This is a genomic window from Rheinheimera sediminis, assembly GCF_004005375.1.
Classification (GTDB): domain Bacteria; phylum Pseudomonadota; class Gammaproteobacteria; order Enterobacterales; family Alteromonadaceae; genus Pararheinheimera.
Map to the genome: position 1 here is coordinate 17,884 of NZ_RZUF01000011.1, position 20,543 is coordinate 38,426.

The window sequence follows — 20,543 nt, forward strand, 5'->3', positions numbered from 1 at the left end:
TGCCAAACGGGCGGCGGCATTGTACTTAAGCCTTAGTCTTTTGCATACTCTGCTTGATACAAAGCGTTAAAGCGCTGGCTTTGAGGATAAGGAAATACATCCTCGACTATTCCATCACGAATACGCTGCTGCTTCTCCTGCCAATAGCTGGCATCCATCAGTTCAGGATGGCTTTGAATTAACATCTGGCGTATATCATTTTGTGCTGTGACATAAGTGGTAATTTGCTCCGGGAATACATCACCAGGGCCCACTGAATACCAGGGCTCGTTGCTTAGCATATCGTCGTAGTTATCGGTTTTTGGAATAAAGCGAAAATTAACATCCAGCAGGTACTGCACTTCGTCGTAATCATAAAAAATCACACGACCGTGGCGGGTGACACCAAAGTTTTTCAGCAGCATATCACCAGGAAAAATATTGGCGGCAATCATATCTTTCAGTGCCTGACCATAATCCGCCATCATTTTTACTTTCTGCTCATAGCTTGCCTGCTCTAAATACAAGTTCAAGGGCAGCATGCGCCTTTCGATATACAAGTGCTTGATAATGACTCTATCGTCTTCAATTTGCATAGAGCCAACTATGCTTTGTTGCAATTCTTCCAGTAGTTCAGGGCTGAACCTGCTCAGCGGCAAGGCTACATCTGAGTATTCCATGGTATCGGCCATACGGCCCACTCTGTCGTGTTTTTTCACCAGCAGATAACGGGCTTTGACTGTGTCGCGGCCAAATTCTTTGGTGGGCGCAAACTTGTCGCGAATGACTTTAAATACATAAGGGAAAGAGGGCAGGGTAAACACCATCATGACCATGCCGCGTATGCCTGGCGCTGCGACAAACTGATCGCTGGATTTATCCAGATGCGTCAACAGTTCACGGTAAAACTCGGTTTTGCCTTGTTTATGCAGGCCAATGGATGAATAGAGTTCGGCCAGGGTTTTATGCGGCAGCAGCTCTTTCAGAAAATGCACCAAAGCCGAGGGAACCGTCATTTCCACCATAAAATAAGCGCGGGAAAAACCAAAAATAATGGTCATTTGTTGTGGATCTGTGATCAGCGTATCGACATAAATACCCTGATCTTCATTATGCAGCAGCGGGATAATAAAAGGCTGCTGACCGTCAGGAGTTACCACCCGTCCTACAATATAGGCGGCTTTGTTGCGGAAAAATAACGATTTTAAAATATCAAAGCGCACCAAGTGCACAGGGAAATGACCATGGCTGGACTGACCGATAAAAGTGCGTACCAGCAGGCGGATATCCCGCTCTAAATCGACAAATGGTGCCTGCAGATGAAAGCTGGCAACAATAGCTCTGATACTTTGTTTTAAACCATATTGAGCCGGAAAATAACTTTCATACACCGAAGCTACTGGAGCTGGTAAACGTTGTTTGCTTAAGGTGGACTCGACAAAAATATTCTGATTATGAAAATACTTACGCTCGTACAGTCGGCAAAATACTGAGTTATAAAAGGTTTCAGCCAGTTCAGCCTGAGGGTGAAATAACAAATACTGCTGGTACTGCTGCTTTACCTGTTGCCACAAACAGTCATTTAATTCAGTGCCCGTCAGCTTTTGTTGCAGCAAGTTCAGGGTTTCATTCACCCGCAAGTCGTAATAAGAAATGCGCTCCGAGCTGATACGTTGCAACTCCAGCCAGTTTTTTTCGGCAAAACCTTGCTGCGCCAAAGCGGTGATTTTTTGAAACAAGCTAAAATGGCGGCGAAAGCCTTTTAAAATAAGATCAGCTATTTCTGTAGCGTGCAGCATAAGCAGATATCCCGAAGTTCGTTGGTTTAGAAATAACTGAAATCCGACCAGATATCAAATGATGCTTCAAGTAAATAGTTGCTGCACTGAGTCTACAAATCTGGCTGACTGGTATTTATATCATACTGTGTTTGCTTCTCGGTGTTGCCTTGTCGAGCCACAGCCAGCTGTGGCGTTCGAAAAATGTACAGAAATCCACAGAAATAGGCGAATGCAGTCAGTAAAAGCGTAAGCCGATTGTATAAATCAGTTTATCTAAATGATGTATTGGGTGACCGGATTGAACACTGGCTTACAATCTTTCTTTTGCAGAAAAACCTGCCTTTGGGTTCTATTTTTCGTTGCACAAGCCACTGCATATTTACTGATCAGCGGCTTTGAAATCCTGAGGACTGAACCAGTATCTGCTGTCATTCACTGGAGTATCAGAGCTTAGCAGCGGGTTTTTCAGGCTGATCCATGGATCGGAACTATGGTGCTTCAGAGGAAATATGTGGCGCGTGAGCTCCTGTTGTTGCATATGTTCCAGTAATTCTCCGTCATCAATCATCTGCTCCAACCCTTGTTCAATCCACAGCGCCAAAGCTTCATTGCTTTTGTGGGTGAAAAAGTAGATAGCAAAAGGGTAGTGCAGCATGATCGGGTTATACCTTACCAATTCAGGATATATAGCCAGGCGTTTTTCCAGTTCAATCGCACCTTCGTGCACGCCACGCGGAAAATAATCACAACGTTTGGCTGCTACTTGGCGAAAGATATTTTCATAAACAGGAGCTTCTTCTACTTTTAAGCCTGAGTACCGCATAATTTCCACATCAGGCCAGAACGCGCCCTGGCAAGCTGTGAATTGCTGCAACTGGTGCAGGCTGCGGATGCTATTAAATGTTGCGACTGAGTCTTTGTGCAGAATAAACTTACGAAAGCCCATTAAACCGCGTTCCAATGGAATACGAATAGCGCGGAATTCTTGTTCTTTCTTTATATCCGTACCAACCCACAATAGATCCAAAAATTCTCCTCTGCTTAGTTCTCGCAAAGCGCGGCCTTGCTCCATCACAAAAGTGGTTTTTATTTCAGGTATGGTCCGCCCTGCTGCTGCTTTCGTCAGGGCTTTATTCAGTAAGCTGGTGTAGTACTGATGGTCGACGTCAAAGGTGGAATGAGGTTTAGTGATTAAAACCTGAGTTATTGTTTCTGAGCAGCTTGCTGCAGCGCTCATACAGCTGATCAAGGCGCAGACTAAGATTGCTGGAAATAACTTCATGAAAAACCTCATAGAGTCGGTATAGGTAAGTGTAAATGCCACCCACGCAAAGGCCTAATTTTATTCACGAGCGTTTTGTTATTGATAGAGAGGCTTAGCTTTGATGTTAAAATTAATTGTTAATGAATTGAATATTATTCTTCGATGGTCGTAAAAATCCGGTAAGCTACACCCCAGAGTCTAGGTTTCTTTTTAGGACAAGTTATGCTTGAAATGAATTTAATTGTAACTGGCGCTTTGGTATTGGCGGTACTGATCCTGATTAGCAAAACTGTGGTGATTTTGCCACAAAATATGGCTTATATTATTGAACGTCTCGGTAAATACTACGAAACCCAAACTGCTGGTTTGCAGTTTGTTATCCCTTTTATCGACCGTATTGCTTACAGGGTATCGCTTAAAGAAAGCGCTATTGATATTCCAAGTCAGTCTGCCATTACCAAAGACAACATAAGCCTGACCATCGACGGTGTATTGTATATCAAGGTAATGGAACCTTATAAAGCCTCTTATGGTATTGATAACTATGTGTATGCAGTGATCCAACTGGCTCAAACCTCAATGCGGTCTGAAATTGGTAAGCTGGATTTAGACAAAACCTTCGAAGAGCGCGACAGCCTGAATATTAAAATTATCCATGCCATTAATCAGGCGTCTGCAGCCTGGGGTGTGCAGGTCATGCGTTATGAAATTAAAGACATTAACCCGCCAGCTTCAGTATTAGACGCTATGGAAAAACAGATGCGGGCAGAGCGGGAAAAGCGAGCTTCTATTTTAGATTCTGAAGGCAAACGTCAGGCTGCCATCAACATAGCTGAAGGGGATAAACAAGCAACTGTATTGGCCGCTGAAGCTGAACGTGAACAGCAGGTTCTGAAAGCTGAAGGTGAAGCGCGTTCTATTACCTTAGTTGCAGAGGCAAAAGCCAGAGCATTAACCATGATAGGTCAAGCTGCAGCTACTCCAGAGGGGCAGGCTGCAGTGTTACTGGACTTAGCTTCGGAAGCCATAGCCGCCAAAAAAGCCATAGCCCGCGAATCTACCGTAGTGCTTATGGATAACGACAAATCGTCAGCTGGCAGCACAGTAGCTGAGGCTTTGGGAGTCGTTGCTGCTATTCAGAAATCCGGGGTTTTATCTTAAGGCACATTAGAGGGGCATTTATGGAGCTAAACTTGTTATCTGGCTTATTATTGCTGGCTTTACTCTGTCTGGCGTTGTTACCTTTTGCCATTCCCGGAGTATTGGAGGTATTACTGGCATTGGCCATTGCAGCTTTTGCCAGTGCTGGACTGATGTGGTTTGATTGGTTGCCGCAAGATGCCAGCCTAGTGCTGCTTACTTTGGCGATGTTAACGGCATTATCTGCAGTGTTGCTATGGAAGCCTTTACGTAAACTGCAAAAAACAGGTGTCCGCTTACAAGAAGACAGCGCTATATCTGATTTTGTTGGGACAGAATTGGTACTCACACAACAGGCGCGTAAAGACTGTGATAGTTATATTCAGTTTTGTGGTCTGGAATGGCGGGTGAGGTTAGATCCAGAAGAGACTGCGTCCGTGGCTGAGACTGGACAAACTGTTGTTATCAGTTCCGCCATGGTGGGTTTGTTACTTGTGAAAAATAAAAGTATCTGATGCTGTCTATCCGAAAGCATGTGAAGTCAGGGCAGCCTGCAAACCTGCTGTAGCAGAGATTCACTTTGGAACAGTGGGCTGCAAATACAACAAAGCCATAGCTTTAAGTACGTATAGCAACAAGCTATGGCCAAACGGAGCATTTAGTGGCGGGGGTTATCCCGGGTTCACATCAGGTTACTTAACCTGAACTCGGGATAATGAGTGTCGACTTTTTTCGATTTAATGAATTAAATCAACGAAGTAAAATTGTTATGTTAAGCAAACAAAGTCTCTGCTGACTGAATGCTTCGACACTCTCAGTTTAGGTTAATTTAATCTGAAGCCCTGCAGTTCAAATTCAATCAACCATTGGCTAAACATCGCAAAGGGCATAGGTTTAGCCAGTAAATAGCCTTGGATCGCATCAGCGCCGAGACGCCGGACAAAATCCAGCTCTTTTAAGGTTTCTACTCCCTCGATCACAGTATAAAGCTGTAGTGACTTACCCAGCATAACGGCATACCTTAATACAGTGTCATCATTCAATCGTACCGCCTGACACAATAAGTCACGGTCAATTTTCAGTTCTCTCAAAGGTAAACCCTGTAAGCGTGACAAAGAGGATTGTCCCACACCAAAGTCATCTAAAGAGATGCAAATATTAGATCGTTCCAGCAGTTTAAGCGCTTGTTCTGAGTCTTTGACTAAATCAACAAAAGCAGTTTCGGTCAGCTCTAGTTGCAAGGGCACAGTAGAGTTACTTGCGCTTTGTACGGCCGCTATCACCTTCGAAATCAAAGCGGTATTGCGCAAATCCAGTGGTGATATATTTATCGATAATCGCAGATAAACACCAGCGTCTGCTAATTGCTTTTGTAAAAGCAGAGTTTTATCGAGGACCCATTCTGTCACTTGGCTGATCATGCCGGTTTGTTCTGCCAAAGGTATAAAATCATCAGGTGCTATCTGGCCCATCTTGGGGTGATACCAGCGAATAAGTAACTCAGCAGCATGTATTTTTTGTTGCTTCAAATCCAGAATAGGCTGCACATAGAGTTCAAGTAGATCATCTTGCAGCGCAATATTTAGTTCGGACAACAGGTGAATATGTTCCAGGTTATGTTCCAGATACAATGGCTCATAAGGCAGGTAGAGCCCGGCTTTGTCAGCATGTTCTATGGTCGCCAAGGCTAAATCCAATGTATCAGAAGCTTTAGCGCAATCTGTCGGATAACGCACTGAGCTGTAAGCCGTGCCTAAATCCAGTTGCAGATTATCTACTTTCAATAATTGGTCCAACTGATGGCGCAATTGTTCAAACTGCGAACGAAAATCTGTCGGGGCAATAAGCACAGCATAACTGTCACGCTCCAATACAAATATAGCTGGATACTGAGCCTCTGTTTGGCGCTGTTGTTCGGTCCAGCGTTTGAGCAATTTACTAAAACCAACAATAGTGTGATTGGCCTCCTCAACCCCTAAAGCCCGTTCAATCTGCCGAAAACGCTGATGCTCGATCATCACCAGATAAAAGTTGCTGTTTGGTTGTCGATCCAGTTCTTCCAGCCTGTTGATTAAGGCCTGCTTATTCGGCAAACCAGAAATATGATCTTTTAGTGCCTCAGCCAGTGCTTTGTGCTGAATACTCTGGATATGTTGCTGTTGTGCAAGAATTTGCTGTTGGAAAGCAATTTTTTTATTCTTTTCCAGATACAAATTTTGCAACATAGCAAAGACAAAAAACAACGCAGATAAAGCGTTGCCTATTTCCATCGCTGAATTGGTCAAAACAACCACAGGCAGGTAACCTTTGCTGCGAAGTATCATCACAGCGATACCTGTTAACATGGTCAATAAGGCCATAGACAAAAACAGGGCATTGGTATGACGCTTATGGAGCAACCAAAAACTCGCCAACAGCATAAGGCTGCCAGTTAAAGCAGTGAGTTCCACGCCTATTTTTTTTAACCAATAGACACCCAGCCATGGACTGGCAACCAGCAGAGCCACTGCAAAAACTCTGATTAACTGAAATGGCCACATTAGCCAATTTGGAGTTTGAGTATTACGGAAAAACGACAGCATAAAAGTAGTAGCAAGCAGAGATCCCAGCACTGTGCCATAGTCGGTCACAAAATTGTTGTTCGGTGACTGAGGCCAGACATAGGCAAAGAGTAAGCCGTTAATTTCCAGCTGGATTAATACAATGGTTAAAAACATACCTGAAAATGCAAGGAAATAGCCATGGCGGTAAATCAGATAAAGCCCTGCAGAAAGTGCAATAAGACATAGAAAAACACCGCTGAACAGACTCTGAATAAATACCGACTGCTGTTCCTGTTGCTCCATATCAACCATGCTACTTCGTTGCAGCGGCAGCATATTTGCACCTTTGTTGGTTACTTTGGCAAAAAGCCACAGGTCCTCTGCACTGGCAGGTATTGGGATAACAAAGTTCAGCGTAGGTAAAGGTCGCAGATTGTAGACTTGTTGATCTCCGAGTTGGTAACTGTGTAGCAGTTTGAATTGCCTGTCCAGCACATAGAGTTCTAGCTGATCCAGAAAGGGTGCCAGTACCGATAGTGCGGTTTCAGTATCGCTGGGCGACAGGCGTGTTTTATACCAGTAGGCGTTTTGCTGATAGCCCAAACTGATGGAAGAACTGGGCAGAACTTGCCATTGCTCGGCTGGTTTGAAAATTAGTTGCTGTAATTCCGCGCTTTGTTCTGTCACAGGATAATAATGCACTTCACTCAATGGTTTTAACATCTGTTGTGGAACCAGATGTATCAGTAGTAATGCCATCAGCAGAAAAACACACAAGGCCAAAAAAAATAAGTGATGGAACAACGGGGATTGGCGAAAGGTCATAAAAGCTCAAATCGAATACACCTGATTTAACCTTAGCTGGCTGCACCTGAGATGCAACGGGCAAATTGATAAATTTAATAAAATTTTTATAGTTCGATGTTTTGTTCGAATTTATTGAACAGCCTTATCAATTTTTATTGCTTTTTAATTAAGCACTCAGGACTGATACTTAACTGGTGCCCCAAACTGACAGGCGCCAACGGATTTTTAGTAAAGAGGATTTTTATGCAAAGGTTTATAGGGATCAAAGCTCTGAGTTTAGCGGCGTTGACAGGAGTCCTACTACTGTCTTTATCTGGTTGCTCTCAAAAGCAGGCTTTGAACTCAGTTGTCTGGCAACAGCAACTAAACTTGCCTTCTGTACTGCAGTCTACTGTAGTGGCTCAAAACTTAGCGCTGACGGTAGAGGAAATAAGTTTTGACTGGCTGGATCAAAGTAGAAATAGGGTAGTACCAGCCTTATTGTTTAAGCCTTCCCATCAGCAAAAAGCCAAAGCGCTCATCGTATTTTCTCATGGTTTAGGTGGTTCGAAAGAACGTTATGCCTATCTGGGGCAATACTGGGCCAGCCAAGGTTACGCCAGTTTACATGTGCAACATGATGGCAGTGACCGTAAGGTATGGCGTGGTAACAGGCTTTTGTTACCTTTTCGCTTAATGGATGCAGCAGATGAAACTGAAGCTTTAGCCAGAGTGCAAGACGTGAAGTTTGCCTTGGATCAGCTCTTAGACTCAGACTATGCTGCAGATTTTGACCAACAGAATATCATGATGGCTGGCCATTCTTATGGCGCCAATACCTCTATGCTGTTAAGCGGCGCACAAGTTGAGCAAAATGGTCAGCTAGTCAGCCTGAAAGATGAGCGGATTAAAGCTGCTATTTTAATTTCAGCCCCGCCTTTTTATAACGATCAGCCTTTGGATCAAGTGCTGGCACAAGTGACTATTCCCACTTTGCATATCACCACCACTGAAGATGAAATTAAGGTGCCTGGTTATTATTCATCCCCATCAGACCGATTTGAGCTTTATTACGCTATGGCCAGCAGTTACAAAGTACTGGCAGTGTTCAGCTCAGGCAGCCACAATATTTTCTCAGGCTGGCGCCGTGATTCAGACACAGCACCGCAGCAACAAGTGATCAAAGCCGCCACTCAGGCTCTATCCAGCGCCTTTATCGAACAAGTCACCACAGGAGATGGCCGTGCTATGAGCTTGTGGGCACAACAGCATCAGGCTGTGTTATCCGATTTCATCCGTTCAGATTTAGTGGCTGTGCTGGATTAGATCATTGGTCTTGTGGCTTGAGTTGGTCTCCCAGCAATTGTGCCCCTAAATGCCCCACTTTGACATAAATCAGTGCGCCTTCAGCACCAGTAAAAGGCTGGTGCTTGCTCCAGCGGGGGCTGCGTAACCAGCTGCCTTTTGGGTAACTACCAAACTCGTCCTGAAACACCCCTTCGAGTACATAAATTTCTTCACCCCCTGCGTGCACATGAGGTTGAAAAGTGGTGTTGGGTGCCCAGCGCACTAAGGCTGTGTTGATACCATCAAACTGGTGCAAGGGTAAAACCTGTAAGCCTGGCACTAAACCCGGCAACCAATGCTGTTGTTCGGGTCGTATACACAACTGCTCTGTATCGTCTTGGCTGAATTGCCACAGTTTTACCAGTAGTAAGCAACCTTCTTTGGAAAATGGCGCGTGAGAGGTGCCGGGTGGATTACGTAAGTAAGTGCCAACTGGGTAATCGCCATTTTCATCGGAGAAGGTACCTTCCAATACCAGAATTTCTTCGCCGCCACCATGCTGGTGTGAGGCAAACTGGCTGTCGGGTAAATAGCGCACTAGGCTGGTCGCTTTGGCGACTTCCGCACCTATTCTATCTAAAGGCCTTCTGTGAATATCTTTGGCCGGAGATTCGAACCACAGAGCTTGCTCTGGCGTTTGCACAATGCGCTGACTTAAATCAGTATTTATTTCGGCACTCATTTGAGTCCAGGGTAATAAAGTCATTTTAACGATCTATCTCTTGTACTGAGTGGGACAGTAGCCACGATTAATTTCTGGAGATCGCAGCTTTAAATGTTTGGTAGTGCGGCCTGTGGTGCGTTTACGCCATAACTCAAAGCTGCTGCGTTTTAGCTCTTTACGCATCAGCTCAATCAACTGGTGCTGGTTTAAACCATACAAATCCTCTATGGCTTCAAAAGGTGTTCTGTCTTCCCATGCCATTTCAATAATTCTGGATAATTCTTCGGGACTGTAGCGGTTCACTTTGCTTTACTTCGTCTGTTGGCTGGTGCTGTCTTTACGTGAGTTGTGGCTATACAGACCAATACAAAGCCATAAATTACCATTTGGCATAATGATCTTCTGCCAGGCCTTTTACAGTGTTCAGTTCCAATCTTGTGCCATCTTGAAGCCACACAAAACCACTATAAAACCCAACATACTGGCGGAAGTTACTGGCAAGTAAAGCTATATTGACCTTCTCCTGACGGCAATACAAAGGTGTAAATTCAAGCTGAACTTCGCCGCAAAGACTGCCGACTTGCCATGCTTTTGTATGGTCTTTACGGTCAAACACAAAAGTGGCAGGACTGAGATGCTGAATATGGCCACCGAACCAAAGCGCATTTTCACAAAGCCCGGTTTCGTTCACTCCAGCAGCCATATTCAAACCAAAAGCTTTACCTTCAAGCATTGTATTGACACTGGCCCAGCGCCAGCTGGTGTGGCGGCGCATAAAACCTGCTGAAAAATCATAACCAGCTAACGCTTGAGCTAGATCCAAGGCTTTGCTTTGAAATTCGAGTGAGCCAGTCACCTTTAAGCCATTGGATTTTTCGGTGTAAGTAAAGCCGTTGTAGCCTGTAGGCGCACATAAAGCCATAGGCATTTGGCTGGCTTTTTCTATGGCTAAACTGGCCTTTAACTCTTTGGTATTTATGTTCAATTGCCAGTCAGTTAGGCTGGTTTTTATTGTTACCTGGTAAGCTCCAAACTGTTGTTTGGCTTCTCCGGTACTGGGCGAATCACTCATCCGGCAGCCCAAAGCTCCGGGCAATAACAAGCCTTTGCTGACAGCCAGGTTCATGTCAAAGCGATACAAATACGCGAAACCTGAGTTGGCATAACGAATATCGGCAATAGCGACAGCCAGTAACCAGTCAGAGCCTGTGACACAAATAAACTGAAACTGCTTATAGTGAAAATAACGGGCCAGGGCGCTGGCTTTGTTATCCATCAGATTCTGATAAATAAAATCCTGCAGATTAAAATCCACAACTGAAGCATCAAACAAACCAAAGGCCGGTTGGCCATTGGCTTGAATAAGTTGTGCTGGTGCTTTGGTCAGTAGTGGCTGATATCTGCTCATAATGCATCTTAGTAAAACCTTTGTTTTACTTTACTGCAAAGTGATCAGGCTGTGCCAATTAAATCCTTTTGCTGCATCAGCTTTGCAAGCTCTGATAAACAGGCCGGGTCGTCTATGGTGGATGGCACTGTATAGTCACTGCCAGTGGCTATTTGGCGTAGCAATTTACGCAATATTTTGCCTGAGCGGGTTTTAGGTAAACGCTGGACTATAATGGCTTTTTTAAAGCAAGCCAAAGCGCCTATTTCTTGTCGCACCATAGCAACAAGCTCTGTCTCAAGTTGGCTTTCACTGATATCCACACCATTTTTTACCAGTACCATAGCCAAAGGTTGTTGGCCTTTAATGGCCTCGTAAATACCTATTACACAACATTCGGCAACGGCAGGGTGGCTGGCGACTATTTGCTCCATTTCACCTGTGGATAAACGATGGCCTGCTACGTTAATCACATCGTCAGTGCGACCCATGACAAATAAATAGCCATCCTCATCTATATAACCACCATCGCCGCTGGCGTAGTAGCCAGAGAAAGTGGACAAATAACCATCGACAAAACGTTCGTCATTGCCCCAGATACTGCTTAAACAGCCAGGAGGTAACGGCAGCTTAAGCGCTATATAACCTTGCTGATTGGCAGGCACAGGCAAGCCACTTTCATCCAGAATGTCCACATTAAAACCTGGTACAGGCACTGTGGATGAACCTGCTTTGGCAGGCATTAATTCAAGCCCAGCTGGATTGGCGCTGATAGGCCAGCCGGTTTCGGTTTGCCACCAATGATCGATCACTGGTTTGCCAATCTTTTCGACCACCCAATGGTAAGTGGCAGGGTCAAGTCGCTCGCCCGCCATAAAAATATACTTCAGTGCAGATAAATCATAAGTTTGAAGTGCCGCTTCAGGGTCTTCTTTGCGAATAGCTCTAAAGGCGGTGGGAGCGGCAAATAACACATTGACTTTATGTTCGGCGCAGACCCGCCAAAAGGCACTGGCATCGGGCGTAAATACAGGTTTGCCTTCGTACAGCACTGTAGTGCAGCCTGAGAGTAAAGGCGCATACACAATATAAGAGTGACCAACCACCCAGCCGACATCTGAAGCTGCCCAGAATACGTCACCTGGTTTGGTGTCATACACAGCTTGCATACTGTAATTTAATGCCACTGCATGGCCGCCATTATCCCGCACAACCCCTTTGGGTTTGCCTGTAGTGCCTGAGGTATACAGAATGTAAAGCGGATCTGTAGCAAGCACTGGCACGCAGGCAGCAGGTTCTGCTAATAGCATTTGTTGTTGCCAGTCCAAATCACGGCCAGGGACTAAATCACAAGGTTGCTGCTGACGCTGATAGACAATACTGCAATTCACCTTATGACTGGCTTTTTGCAAAGCCTCATCCAATAGCGGTTTATAGGCAATAATGCGGTTAATTTCGATACCACAGGAAGCGCTGACAATAAGTTTTGGCTCTGCATCATCGATACGCATCGCCAGTTCATGTGAGGAAAAACCGCCAAAAACAACAGAATGCACAGCACCTAAACGAGCGACAGCGAGCATAGCTATGGCCGCTTCTGGGATCATCGGCATATAAATCACTACCCGGTCACCTTTTTCCAGGCCATTGGCTTTGAGTACACCGGCAAAAAGCGCCACTTGATCCCAAAGCTGCAAGTAGCTGTATTTTTTACTTTGTCCTGTGACAGGGGAGTCGTAAATCAAAGCCGTTTGATTGCCACGGCCTTGTTCAATCTGATGATCCAGCGCCATATAACAGGTGTTCATCACGCCGTCGCTAAACCATTGGTAATGATGATCATCCAGCTTTTTTAACATGCTGGTCGGCTTTTGATACCAGGCCAGTGTGTTGGCCTGTAAAGCCCAGAACTGCTCTGGATCTGTTTTTGCGAGCTCGCTATGCTGCTGATAAAGTGAGGTGCTTGCTGTCATAGAGGTACCCTGTCAGATTTTAGTTATAGCTATGCTTTTATGATCGCCTTACTTTAGCGAATTATGATGCGAAGCGAACTTAGACTTAAGGTGCATAGACTTTAGGTGTAGCCCAGTCAAACAGAGCATAAAACAAAAAGGGCATCAGTGTTAGCTGATGCCCTTTATTGATACATTGGCGAGACAGGCGGGTACTGTAGGGGCTGGGCTTGTCCCTGCCCGTCAACCGCCCCTACAGTAAATCCGATTTAAAATCAGACGTTTAAATAGTCCAAAATCCCCTCAGCCGCCTTACGGCCCTGAGCTATGGCTGTGACTACCAGGTCTGAGCCTAACACCATATCGCCACCTGCGAAGATTTTTTGCTGGTTGGTCTGAAGTGGGTAGGTGCTTTTTTCGCTGGCCACAACGCGGCCTTTGTCATCAAGCGCTACACCCATATCTTTTAACCACTGCGGTGGGCTTGGCTGGAAACCAAAAGCGACAATCACAGCGTCCGCTTCTAACACCTGCTCAGAACCAGGCACTGCTTCGGCGTTACGACGGCCTTTGGCATCGGCAGCACCCATAGCAGTAGTGACCACTTCCACACCACAAGCATGGCCTTCGTTGTTTAACTTGATGCCCAGTGGCTGCAGGTTAAACATAAATTCCACACCTTCTTCACGGGCATTTTGTACTTCTTTGCGCGAACCCGGCATGCTGGCTTCGTCACGGCGATAGGCCAATGTGACTTTGCTGGCACCCTGACGAATAGCGGTACGCACGCAGTCCATTGAGGTGTCACCACCGCCTAACACCACTACTTTTTTACCAGCCAGATTCACATACTGGTGTTCTGTCTGCCAGCCCATCAGATTGTTGATATTACCAATCAGATAAGGCAGGGCTTCATAGACGCCAGGTGCTTTTTCGTTAACTAAACCACCTTGCATTGGGGTGTAAGTACCTAAAGCAAGAAATACTGAGTCGTATTCCTGCAGCAGGCTGTCAAAGCTGACATCCACGCCCACTGTGGTATTTAAACGGAACTCAATACCCATAGCAGTGAAAATTTCACGGCGTAATTTCAGTACGTCTTTTTCCAGTTTAAATGGCGGAATACCAAAGGTCAGCAAGCCACCAATTTCTGGATAACGGTCAAATACCACTGGGGTAACGCCATTACGGATCAGTACGTCAGCACAAGCTAAACCAGCAGGGCCTGCGCCTATTACCGCCACTTTCAAACCGGTTTTCACCACGGCTGATAAATCCGGCCGCCAGCCCATTTCAAAGGCTTTGTCGTTAATGTACTTTTCAATAGAGCCTATGGTGACTGCACCAAAACCTTCATTCAGAGTACAGGCACCTTCGCATAATCTATCCTGCGGGCAAACCCGGCCGCACACTTCAGGTAAGCTATTGGTTTTATGCGACAATTCAGCCGCTTCAATAATCTTGCCTTCGTTTGCCAGCTTCAGCCACTGCGGAATATAGTTATGTACAGGGCATTTCCATTCGCAGTAAGGGTTACCACAGTCCAGGCAACGGTCAGCCTGACCTGAGGCCTGGGTATCTGTCATAGGTTGATAAATTTCTACGAACTCAATGGTCCGCTCACGGTGTGACTTCTTTGGTGGGTCAACCCGCTTTACGTCGATAAATTGATAAACATTCTGTGCCATAGTTGCCTCCCTTACATCGCCTGAACCCGCAGCTCATCGGAAGAGCGTGCGCGGTGACCAAGCAAGGTATTGACGTCACTTGTTTTGGGTTTAACCAGTTTGAACTTGCTTAAGTAGTTGTTGAAATCCGTCAGGATCCGGTGCGCTTTTTCACTGCCGGTGGCCTCAACGTGTTGATGCAACAAGCTACGTAAGTGTTCCTGCAGAATTGGTGTGCTGACATCCAGCGCTTCCACCAGTTCAGGGTTCACCCGCAGGCATAAGTCATCCTGTTCATCTAATAAATAGGCAAAACCGCCTGTCATACCAGCACCAAAGTTAACGCCGGTCTGACCTAATACCAGTACCACACCACCAGTCATATATTCACAGCAGTTATCGCCTGTGCCTTCTACAACTACTATGGCGCCTGAGTTCCTTACGGCAAAACGCTCACCAGCGCGGCCAGCAGCGTAGAAACGGCCACCTGTTGCACCATATAAACAGGTGTTACCTGCAATAGTGGCGTCGTCTTTGGCGTAGCTGACTCCCTTAGGTGGGAATATAGCAATTTGACCACCTGTCATGCCTTTACCTACATAGTCGTTGGCATCACCTTGCAGGGATAAATGCAAACCACCAGCGTTCCAGACGCCAAAGCTCTGGCCTGCAGTACCTACGCAGTTGACGACTATAGGGTCTGTTGCCATGCCCTGATTGCCATGATGACGAGCAATAAAACCGGATAAGGCCGCGCCCACTGAACGGTCGGTATTGCGGATAGGCACAGTTAAACGGCCACCGGTTTTATGTAATACCATCTCTTTGCAGCGTTTCACCAGTTCCTGGTTTAAGGCTCCATCGTCAAATGGGTCGTTATTTTGTACACAGAACAAGGATTTATCTGATTTGACACCAGAGGCCAATAAAATAGGACTCAGGTCTAATTTCAGTTGTTTCTGCGTTTCAGCTTGACGCACAGAAAGTAAATCAGTGCGGCCTATTAACTGTTCCAGCGAGGTGACACCCAGTTCTGCCATCAGTTCACGCACTTCATGCGATAAGAACTTAAAGTAGTTCATTACCATTTCTGGTAAGCCGTTAAAGTGATCGCGGCGTAAAGTAGCGTCCTGAGTCGCTACACCTGTAGCACAGTTATTCAGGTGGCAAATCCGTAAGAATTTGCAGCCTAAAGCCACCATAGGGCCAGTACCAAAACCAAAGCTTTCGGCACCTAAAATAGCGGCTTTGACCACGTCTAAACCAGTTTTTAAGCCACCGTCCACCTGCAGGCGAACCCGGTCACGTAAACCGTTTTCAACTAATGCCTGATGCACTTCAGCTAAACCCAGCTCCCAAGGCGAACCAGCGTATTTAACTGAGGTTAGCGGGCTTGCACCTGTACCACCGTCATAACCTGATACGGTAATTAAATCGGCATAGGCTTTAGCCACGCCAGTTGCAATAGTACCAACGCCAGGTTCAGACACTAATTTCACTGAGATCAGCGCTTCAGGGTTGACTTGTTTTAAGTCAAAAATCAGCTGAGCCAAATCTTCAATCGAATAAATATCGTGATGTGGTGGTGGTGAAATCAGAGTGACACCAGGCACCGAATAACGCAGACGCGCAATTTCAGCTGTTACTTTTTCACCAGGCAACTGACCACCTTCACCCGGCTTAGCGCCTTGGGCTACTTTGATCTGAATCACTTCAGCGTTTACCAGATAATGTGGTGTAACACCAAAACGACCTGAGGCCACCTGTTTAATTTTGCTGTTTTTCTCAGTACCAAAACGGCGTGGATCTTCACCACCTTCGCCTGAGTTAGAACGGCCACCTAAGCGGTTCATCGCTATAGCCAAAGCTTCATGAGCTTCAGGGCTTAAGGCGCCGATAGACATAGCCGCGCTGTCAAAACGAGGATACAGCTGCTCAGCAGCTTGCACTTGCTCTAAATCGACAGGAGTAGCATTGGCTTTGTTTAAGCTGAATAAGTCACGTAAATGCGCTACAGGGCGCTGATTGACGAAGTCAGAATAGACTTTGTAATCGGCATATTTGCCACTGCGTACAGCTTTTTGCAGGCTTTGCACTACATCAGGGTTATAAGCATGGTATTCGCCATCATGCACGTATTTCAGCTGGCCACCATGATTCAGTGGTTTACGTTTTAACCAGGCACTGTTGGCGCGGATTTGTACGTCTTGCTGGAAGTCAGCGAAGTCTGCACCCTGAATACGTGAAGGTAAATCAGGGAAACACAGCTTCATCACATTCTGATTAATACCCACAGCCTCAAACAGGTTCGAACAGCGATAACTCGCTACAGTCGAAATACCCATTTTTGACATAATTTTGTACAGGCCTTTGTTAATACCTTTACGGTAATTCAGCACCGCCTGACGGGCGGTCATATTCAGACTGCCTTTTTCCACTAACTGCTCAATAGTTTCATAGGCCAGGAATGGATAAATACCTGTGGCGCCTAAACCGACCAGCACAGCAAAGTGATGCGGATCACGAGTGGTTGCTGTTTCGATAATAATGTTCGAGTCGCAGCGTAACTGGTTATCCACTAACGCATGATGCACTGCGCCCACAGCCATAGCGGCCGGAATAGGGATCAAGCCTTGTTCGATACGGCGGTCTGTTAAAATCACCAGCACCACTTTTTCTTCACGCACCACACGCACTGCTTCAGCGCACACACGGCGCACTGCAGTTTCCATATCTTCGTCGTTCGGATCGAAGTTCAGCGAAATCGTATGGTGTTTATAGTATTTCTCGTCAGCCGCTTTTAACTGTTTTAAATCGCTGTACATCATCACAGGAGATTCAAACTGAATACGGCGGGCATAACCTGCAGTTTCACTGAAGACGTTGTGCTCACGGCCTATACTGGTTGCCAGTGACATCACGTGAGCTTCACGTAGCGGATCTATGGGAGGGTTAGTCACCTGGGCAAATAACTGACGGAAATAGTCATAGAAAGTACGGGTTTTTTGCGACAACACCGCCATTGGCGTATCGTCACCCATAGAACCCACAGCTTCCTGACCGTCTTTAGCCAGTACAGTTACTACCTGTTCAATTTCCTCATAGCTGTAGTTAAACAGCTTATGGAACACCATCATCTGATCGTCAGTAAAGACACGCTTGCCTATTAAGTCAGTTTCAAACTGCTCGTAAGGCACTAAACGTTGCACGTTGCTGGACAACCACTTGCGGTAAGGGTGGCGAACCATTAAATCCTGGTCAATTTCTTCTGAGCGCCAGATTTTTCCTGTCTGCGTATCCACAGCCAGCATTTCGCCCGGGCCAACGCGGCCTTTTTCCTGCACTTCATCAGGTGTGTAATCCCAGATGCCAACTTCAGAAGCCAGCGTAATTAATTTGTCTTTGGTAATAACAAAGCGGGCAGGGCGTAAGCCGTTGCGATCTAAGTTACAGGCTACGTGCTGACCATTGGTCATAACAATACCGGCAGGACCATCCCAAGGCTCCATATGCATGGAGTTAAACTCGTAGAAGGCCTTTAAGTTATCGTCCATCACCTTATTGCCTTGCCATGCTGGCGGCACCAGCAAACGCATAGCTCGGAATAAGTCCATACCACCGGCCAGCAGCAATTCCAGCATATTATCTAAAGAGCTGGAGTCTGAGCCTGACTGGCTGACAAAAGGTGCTGCAGTGGCTAAGTCAGGTAATAAAGGCGACGAAAACTTATACTGACGGGCTCGGGCCCATTGTCTGTTGCCTGTAATGGTATTAATTTCGCCGTTATGCGCTAAAAAGCGGAAGGGCTGAGCCAAAGCCCAACGTGGCATAGTGTTAGTAGAGAAACGCTGGTGGAATACGCAAATGGCGGTTTCCATCCGAACGTCTGCTAAGTCCAGATAAAAACGCGGCAAATCTGCCGGCATCATCAGGCCTTTAAATACGGTGACCAGGCAAGAAAAGCTTGGAATGTAAAAATCTGCATCCTCAGTCAGCTGCTTTTCGATACGGCGTCTGACCATATAAAGGCGACGCTCTAAATCATGTTCGCTCCAGCCTGGCTGGGCACTGACAAAGGCCTGACGAATTTGTGGCATAGAAGTAAGTGCTAAATCACCCAGCACTGACGAGTCTGTTGGCATATCACGCCAGCCGACTAAGGTCAGAGTCTCGCGGGTAATTTCCTGTTCAATAATAGCGCGCGCCAGTTCGGCTTTCACCGGATCCTGACTAAAGAAGAAGATGCCCACCCCATACTTTTTACCCAAAACCCAGCCTTTCTCCTCTGCAACAGCACGGAAAAAACTATCGGGTTTTTGCATTAACAGGCCACAACCATCACCTGTTTTCCCATCCGCTGAAATTCCACCTCTGTGCTGCATACGGTCTAAACCGCTGATTGCAGTGCGCACAATACGGTGGCTGGCGACGCCTTCTAAATGAGCGATCAGACCAAAGCCACAGTTCTCTCTTGCCTGACTGTGGTGATACAACGCCATGACTCTTCCTCCAAACTTGTCCTGAAAATTTTCACCTTCTCAGTTGAAATTGAAGCTTTATTGATTCTGTTCAGTTGCCTCAGTTACCTGGTATCACCAGGGCTATGAAACTTCTTTACTTGTCGTCAGGCTGCAATATCAAATGAATTGGGTATAAATGTAAAATTTGTGAATTATTATTCTTTTATTTGGCGTTTTTATCCCTGAAAGAAAACAACAGCTATGCTTTCAGTCAGTTAGGTGGTCCGCATTGTTGTTTTTATGGCGTTTAGACGTCTATCCATAAATAACCAGTTAGATATACCCAGTTCAGCCTGAAATTGCAAGACCAGTCTGCCGCATTTAACTGACTATTTTATCTGAGTCGGTAAATTGGCTGGTTTGTAATAAAATTACATAAAGAGGAGGTTTTTAGCGGTTTAAAGGCAATAACCTAAAAAAAAAGGCCGCTATTGCGGCCTTTTTTTGTAATTCTAACTATATTTTTATGCGGAACTTATGCGTGATAACCCTGTGACACACCCTTCACTGTGACAGCAACTGCATCATGGGCATGCAAAGATTCGTAGTGATTCACCCGCAGCCAGAAATCATCAAATTCTGACAATTGATTTAGCGCGTGTTTTAAACGACGGGCAGCATCTTCACAGAACATCAGGTTTTGCCCATTTAAGCGGGCAAACTCTTGCTCATCTGCGCGTTTAACTGCTGCCTGTACCGGAGTTTGCAGCGCATCTTCAATAGCGTCAATTAAAGCAATGACAGGGAAGTCTGTGACTTTATGGTTCAGCTGTACTTTTATTTCAGCAATAGAACGCTGGCTGTGCGGCGTAGCTACTATACCCTGAGTGGTGCCTAACCAGTCTTTGACTTGTTCCGCGTTGACTTGGGCGTGGCCTGCAAATTTAGCGACAAAAGCGTCCTGAATAAGCTGGCGTGCTAAGGCGGCTGAACAAGGACAAGTTGATGAGTAAGGCACGTTGACCTTCATCTCTACGCCTAACTTGCCGTCTTTCAACTGGCCTATGATAGTCACAGGGTAAGCTTTCCAGCCTTGTTTTTCAGTGATCAGTGCTTTGCGGCGTAAATGCAGCTCGAAGTCAAACTTCACAAAAGCATGAGTACTTAAGTCTTCATGGCTGCTGATAAATCCGTGCAGCAGTTCGCTTAAGGTCGCAAAGCTTAAACTTGATTCTGTTGATAGCTGATCTAACAGCAGATAAAGCCGCGACATATGAATGCCTTTGGCTTTTGGATCTTTTAAGTTTACAAAAGCTTCAACTTTGGCGCTGACCTGGCGTGGTGCTTCGCCTGCCACACTAAACATTAAGGGCAGTTCAATTTGGCTCATGCCAACCCATTCTAAAATACCTTCAGTGGTGGCGGAGGAATGGTTAGCTACATCTGGCATAGTGGTCGGCATGAATACTCCAATGTCGGTCAAATGCAAAGAATTTCAAACCCTGTTATAGCTGAAACCACAGCATACATTTGGTAGGGTTTTGAAAACGCCTTGCTGAAAATTTGGCGCACT

General features: G+C 45.9%; 13 protein-coding genes. 3 read left to right on the forward strand and 10 right to left on the reverse strand.

Going from position 1 to position 20,543, the window contains the following annotated elements; all coding sequences use genetic code 11:
- Positions 1 to 32: 32 nt before the first annotated feature.
- Complete coding sequence (gene aceK, locus EMM73_RS08770) at positions 33 to 1,778, reverse strand: bifunctional isocitrate dehydrogenase kinase/phosphatase (RefSeq protein WP_127686066.1); 1,746 nt, start codon at positions 1,776 to 1,778, stop codon at positions 33 to 35.
- Positions 1,779 to 2,139: 361 nt separating this feature from the next.
- Positions 2,140 to 3,042 (reverse strand): type 2 periplasmic-binding domain-containing protein, encoded by a 903-nt coding sequence (locus tag EMM73_RS08775; RefSeq protein WP_127686067.1) that lies wholly within the window; start codon positions 3,040 to 3,042, stop codon positions 2,140 to 2,142.
- 213 nt (positions 3,043 to 3,255) lie between these two features.
- Between EMM73_RS08775 and EMM73_RS08780 the strand changes: the two genes are divergently transcribed.
- Positions 3,256 to 4,185, forward strand: a complete 930-nt coding sequence (locus tag EMM73_RS08780; RefSeq protein ID WP_261373365.1) for an SPFH domain-containing protein — start codon at positions 3,256 to 3,258, stop codon at positions 4,183 to 4,185.
- A gap of 20 nt (positions 4,186 to 4,205) precedes the next feature.
- Complete coding sequence (locus EMM73_RS08785; RefSeq protein ID WP_127686069.1) at positions 4,206 to 4,679, forward strand: hypothetical protein; 474 nt, start codon at positions 4,206 to 4,208, stop codon at positions 4,677 to 4,679.
- A gap of 309 nt (positions 4,680 to 4,988) precedes the next feature.
- Here EMM73_RS08785 and EMM73_RS08790 read toward each other — a convergent pair whose 3' ends face one another.
- Positions 4,989 to 7,430, reverse strand: a complete 2,442-nt coding sequence (locus EMM73_RS08790; RefSeq protein ID WP_186435170.1) for an EAL domain-containing protein — start codon at positions 7,428 to 7,430, stop codon at positions 4,989 to 4,991.
- A gap of 327 nt (positions 7,431 to 7,757) precedes the next feature.
- Between EMM73_RS08790 and EMM73_RS08795 the strand changes: the two genes are divergently transcribed.
- Positions 7,758 to 8,819, forward strand: coding sequence for an alpha/beta hydrolase family protein (locus EMM73_RS08795; RefSeq protein WP_127686071.1), 1,062 nt, complete (start codon positions 7,758 to 7,760; stop codon positions 8,817 to 8,819).
- A gap of 1 nt (position 8,820) precedes the next feature.
- On the opposite strand, the gene EMM73_RS08800 is transcribed toward EMM73_RS08795, so the two are convergent.
- The 7 genes from EMM73_RS08800 to folE2 all read right to left on the reverse strand — a co-directional run bounded on the left by EMM73_RS08800 (position 8,821) and on the right by folE2 (position 20,432).
- On the reverse strand, positions 8,821 to 9,546 hold the full coding sequence (locus EMM73_RS08800) for a cupin domain-containing protein (RefSeq protein ID WP_186435171.1): 726 nt from the start codon (positions 9,544 to 9,546) through the stop codon (positions 8,821 to 8,823).
- A 9-nt stretch (positions 9,547 to 9,555) separates the two neighbouring features.
- On the reverse strand, positions 9,556 to 9,807 hold the full coding sequence (locus EMM73_RS08805; RefSeq protein WP_261373366.1) for a TIGR03643 family protein: 252 nt from the start codon (positions 9,805 to 9,807) through the stop codon (positions 9,556 to 9,558).
- Between the two features lie 76 nt (positions 9,808 to 9,883).
- Complete coding sequence (locus tag EMM73_RS08810; RefSeq protein ID WP_127686072.1) at positions 9,884 to 10,912, reverse strand: DUF2804 domain-containing protein; 1,029 nt, start codon at positions 10,910 to 10,912, stop codon at positions 9,884 to 9,886.
- A 44-nt stretch (positions 10,913 to 10,956) separates the two neighbouring features.
- Complete coding sequence (locus EMM73_RS08815) at positions 10,957 to 12,864, reverse strand: propionyl-CoA synthetase (RefSeq protein WP_127686073.1); 1,908 nt, start codon at positions 12,862 to 12,864, stop codon at positions 10,957 to 10,959.
- 254 nt (positions 12,865 to 13,118) lie between these two features.
- The gene (locus tag EMM73_RS08820; RefSeq protein ID WP_127686074.1) at positions 13,119 to 14,531 is read right to left on the reverse strand and encodes an FAD-dependent oxidoreductase; all 1,413 of its coding nucleotides are present in this window, start codon (positions 14,529 to 14,531) and stop codon (positions 13,119 to 13,121) included.
- An 11-nt stretch (positions 14,532 to 14,542) separates the two neighbouring features.
- A complete protein-coding gene (gltB, locus tag EMM73_RS08825; protein WP_127686075.1) occupies positions 14,543 to 19,009 on the reverse strand; it encodes a glutamate synthase large subunit in 4,467 nt (1,488 codons plus the stop codon).
- Between the two features lie 496 nt (positions 19,010 to 19,505).
- Positions 19,506 to 20,432, reverse strand: coding sequence for a GTP cyclohydrolase FolE2 (gene folE2, locus EMM73_RS08830; RefSeq protein ID WP_127686076.1), 927 nt, complete (start codon positions 20,430 to 20,432; stop codon positions 19,506 to 19,508).
- Positions 20,433 to 20,543 lie beyond the last annotated feature (111 nt).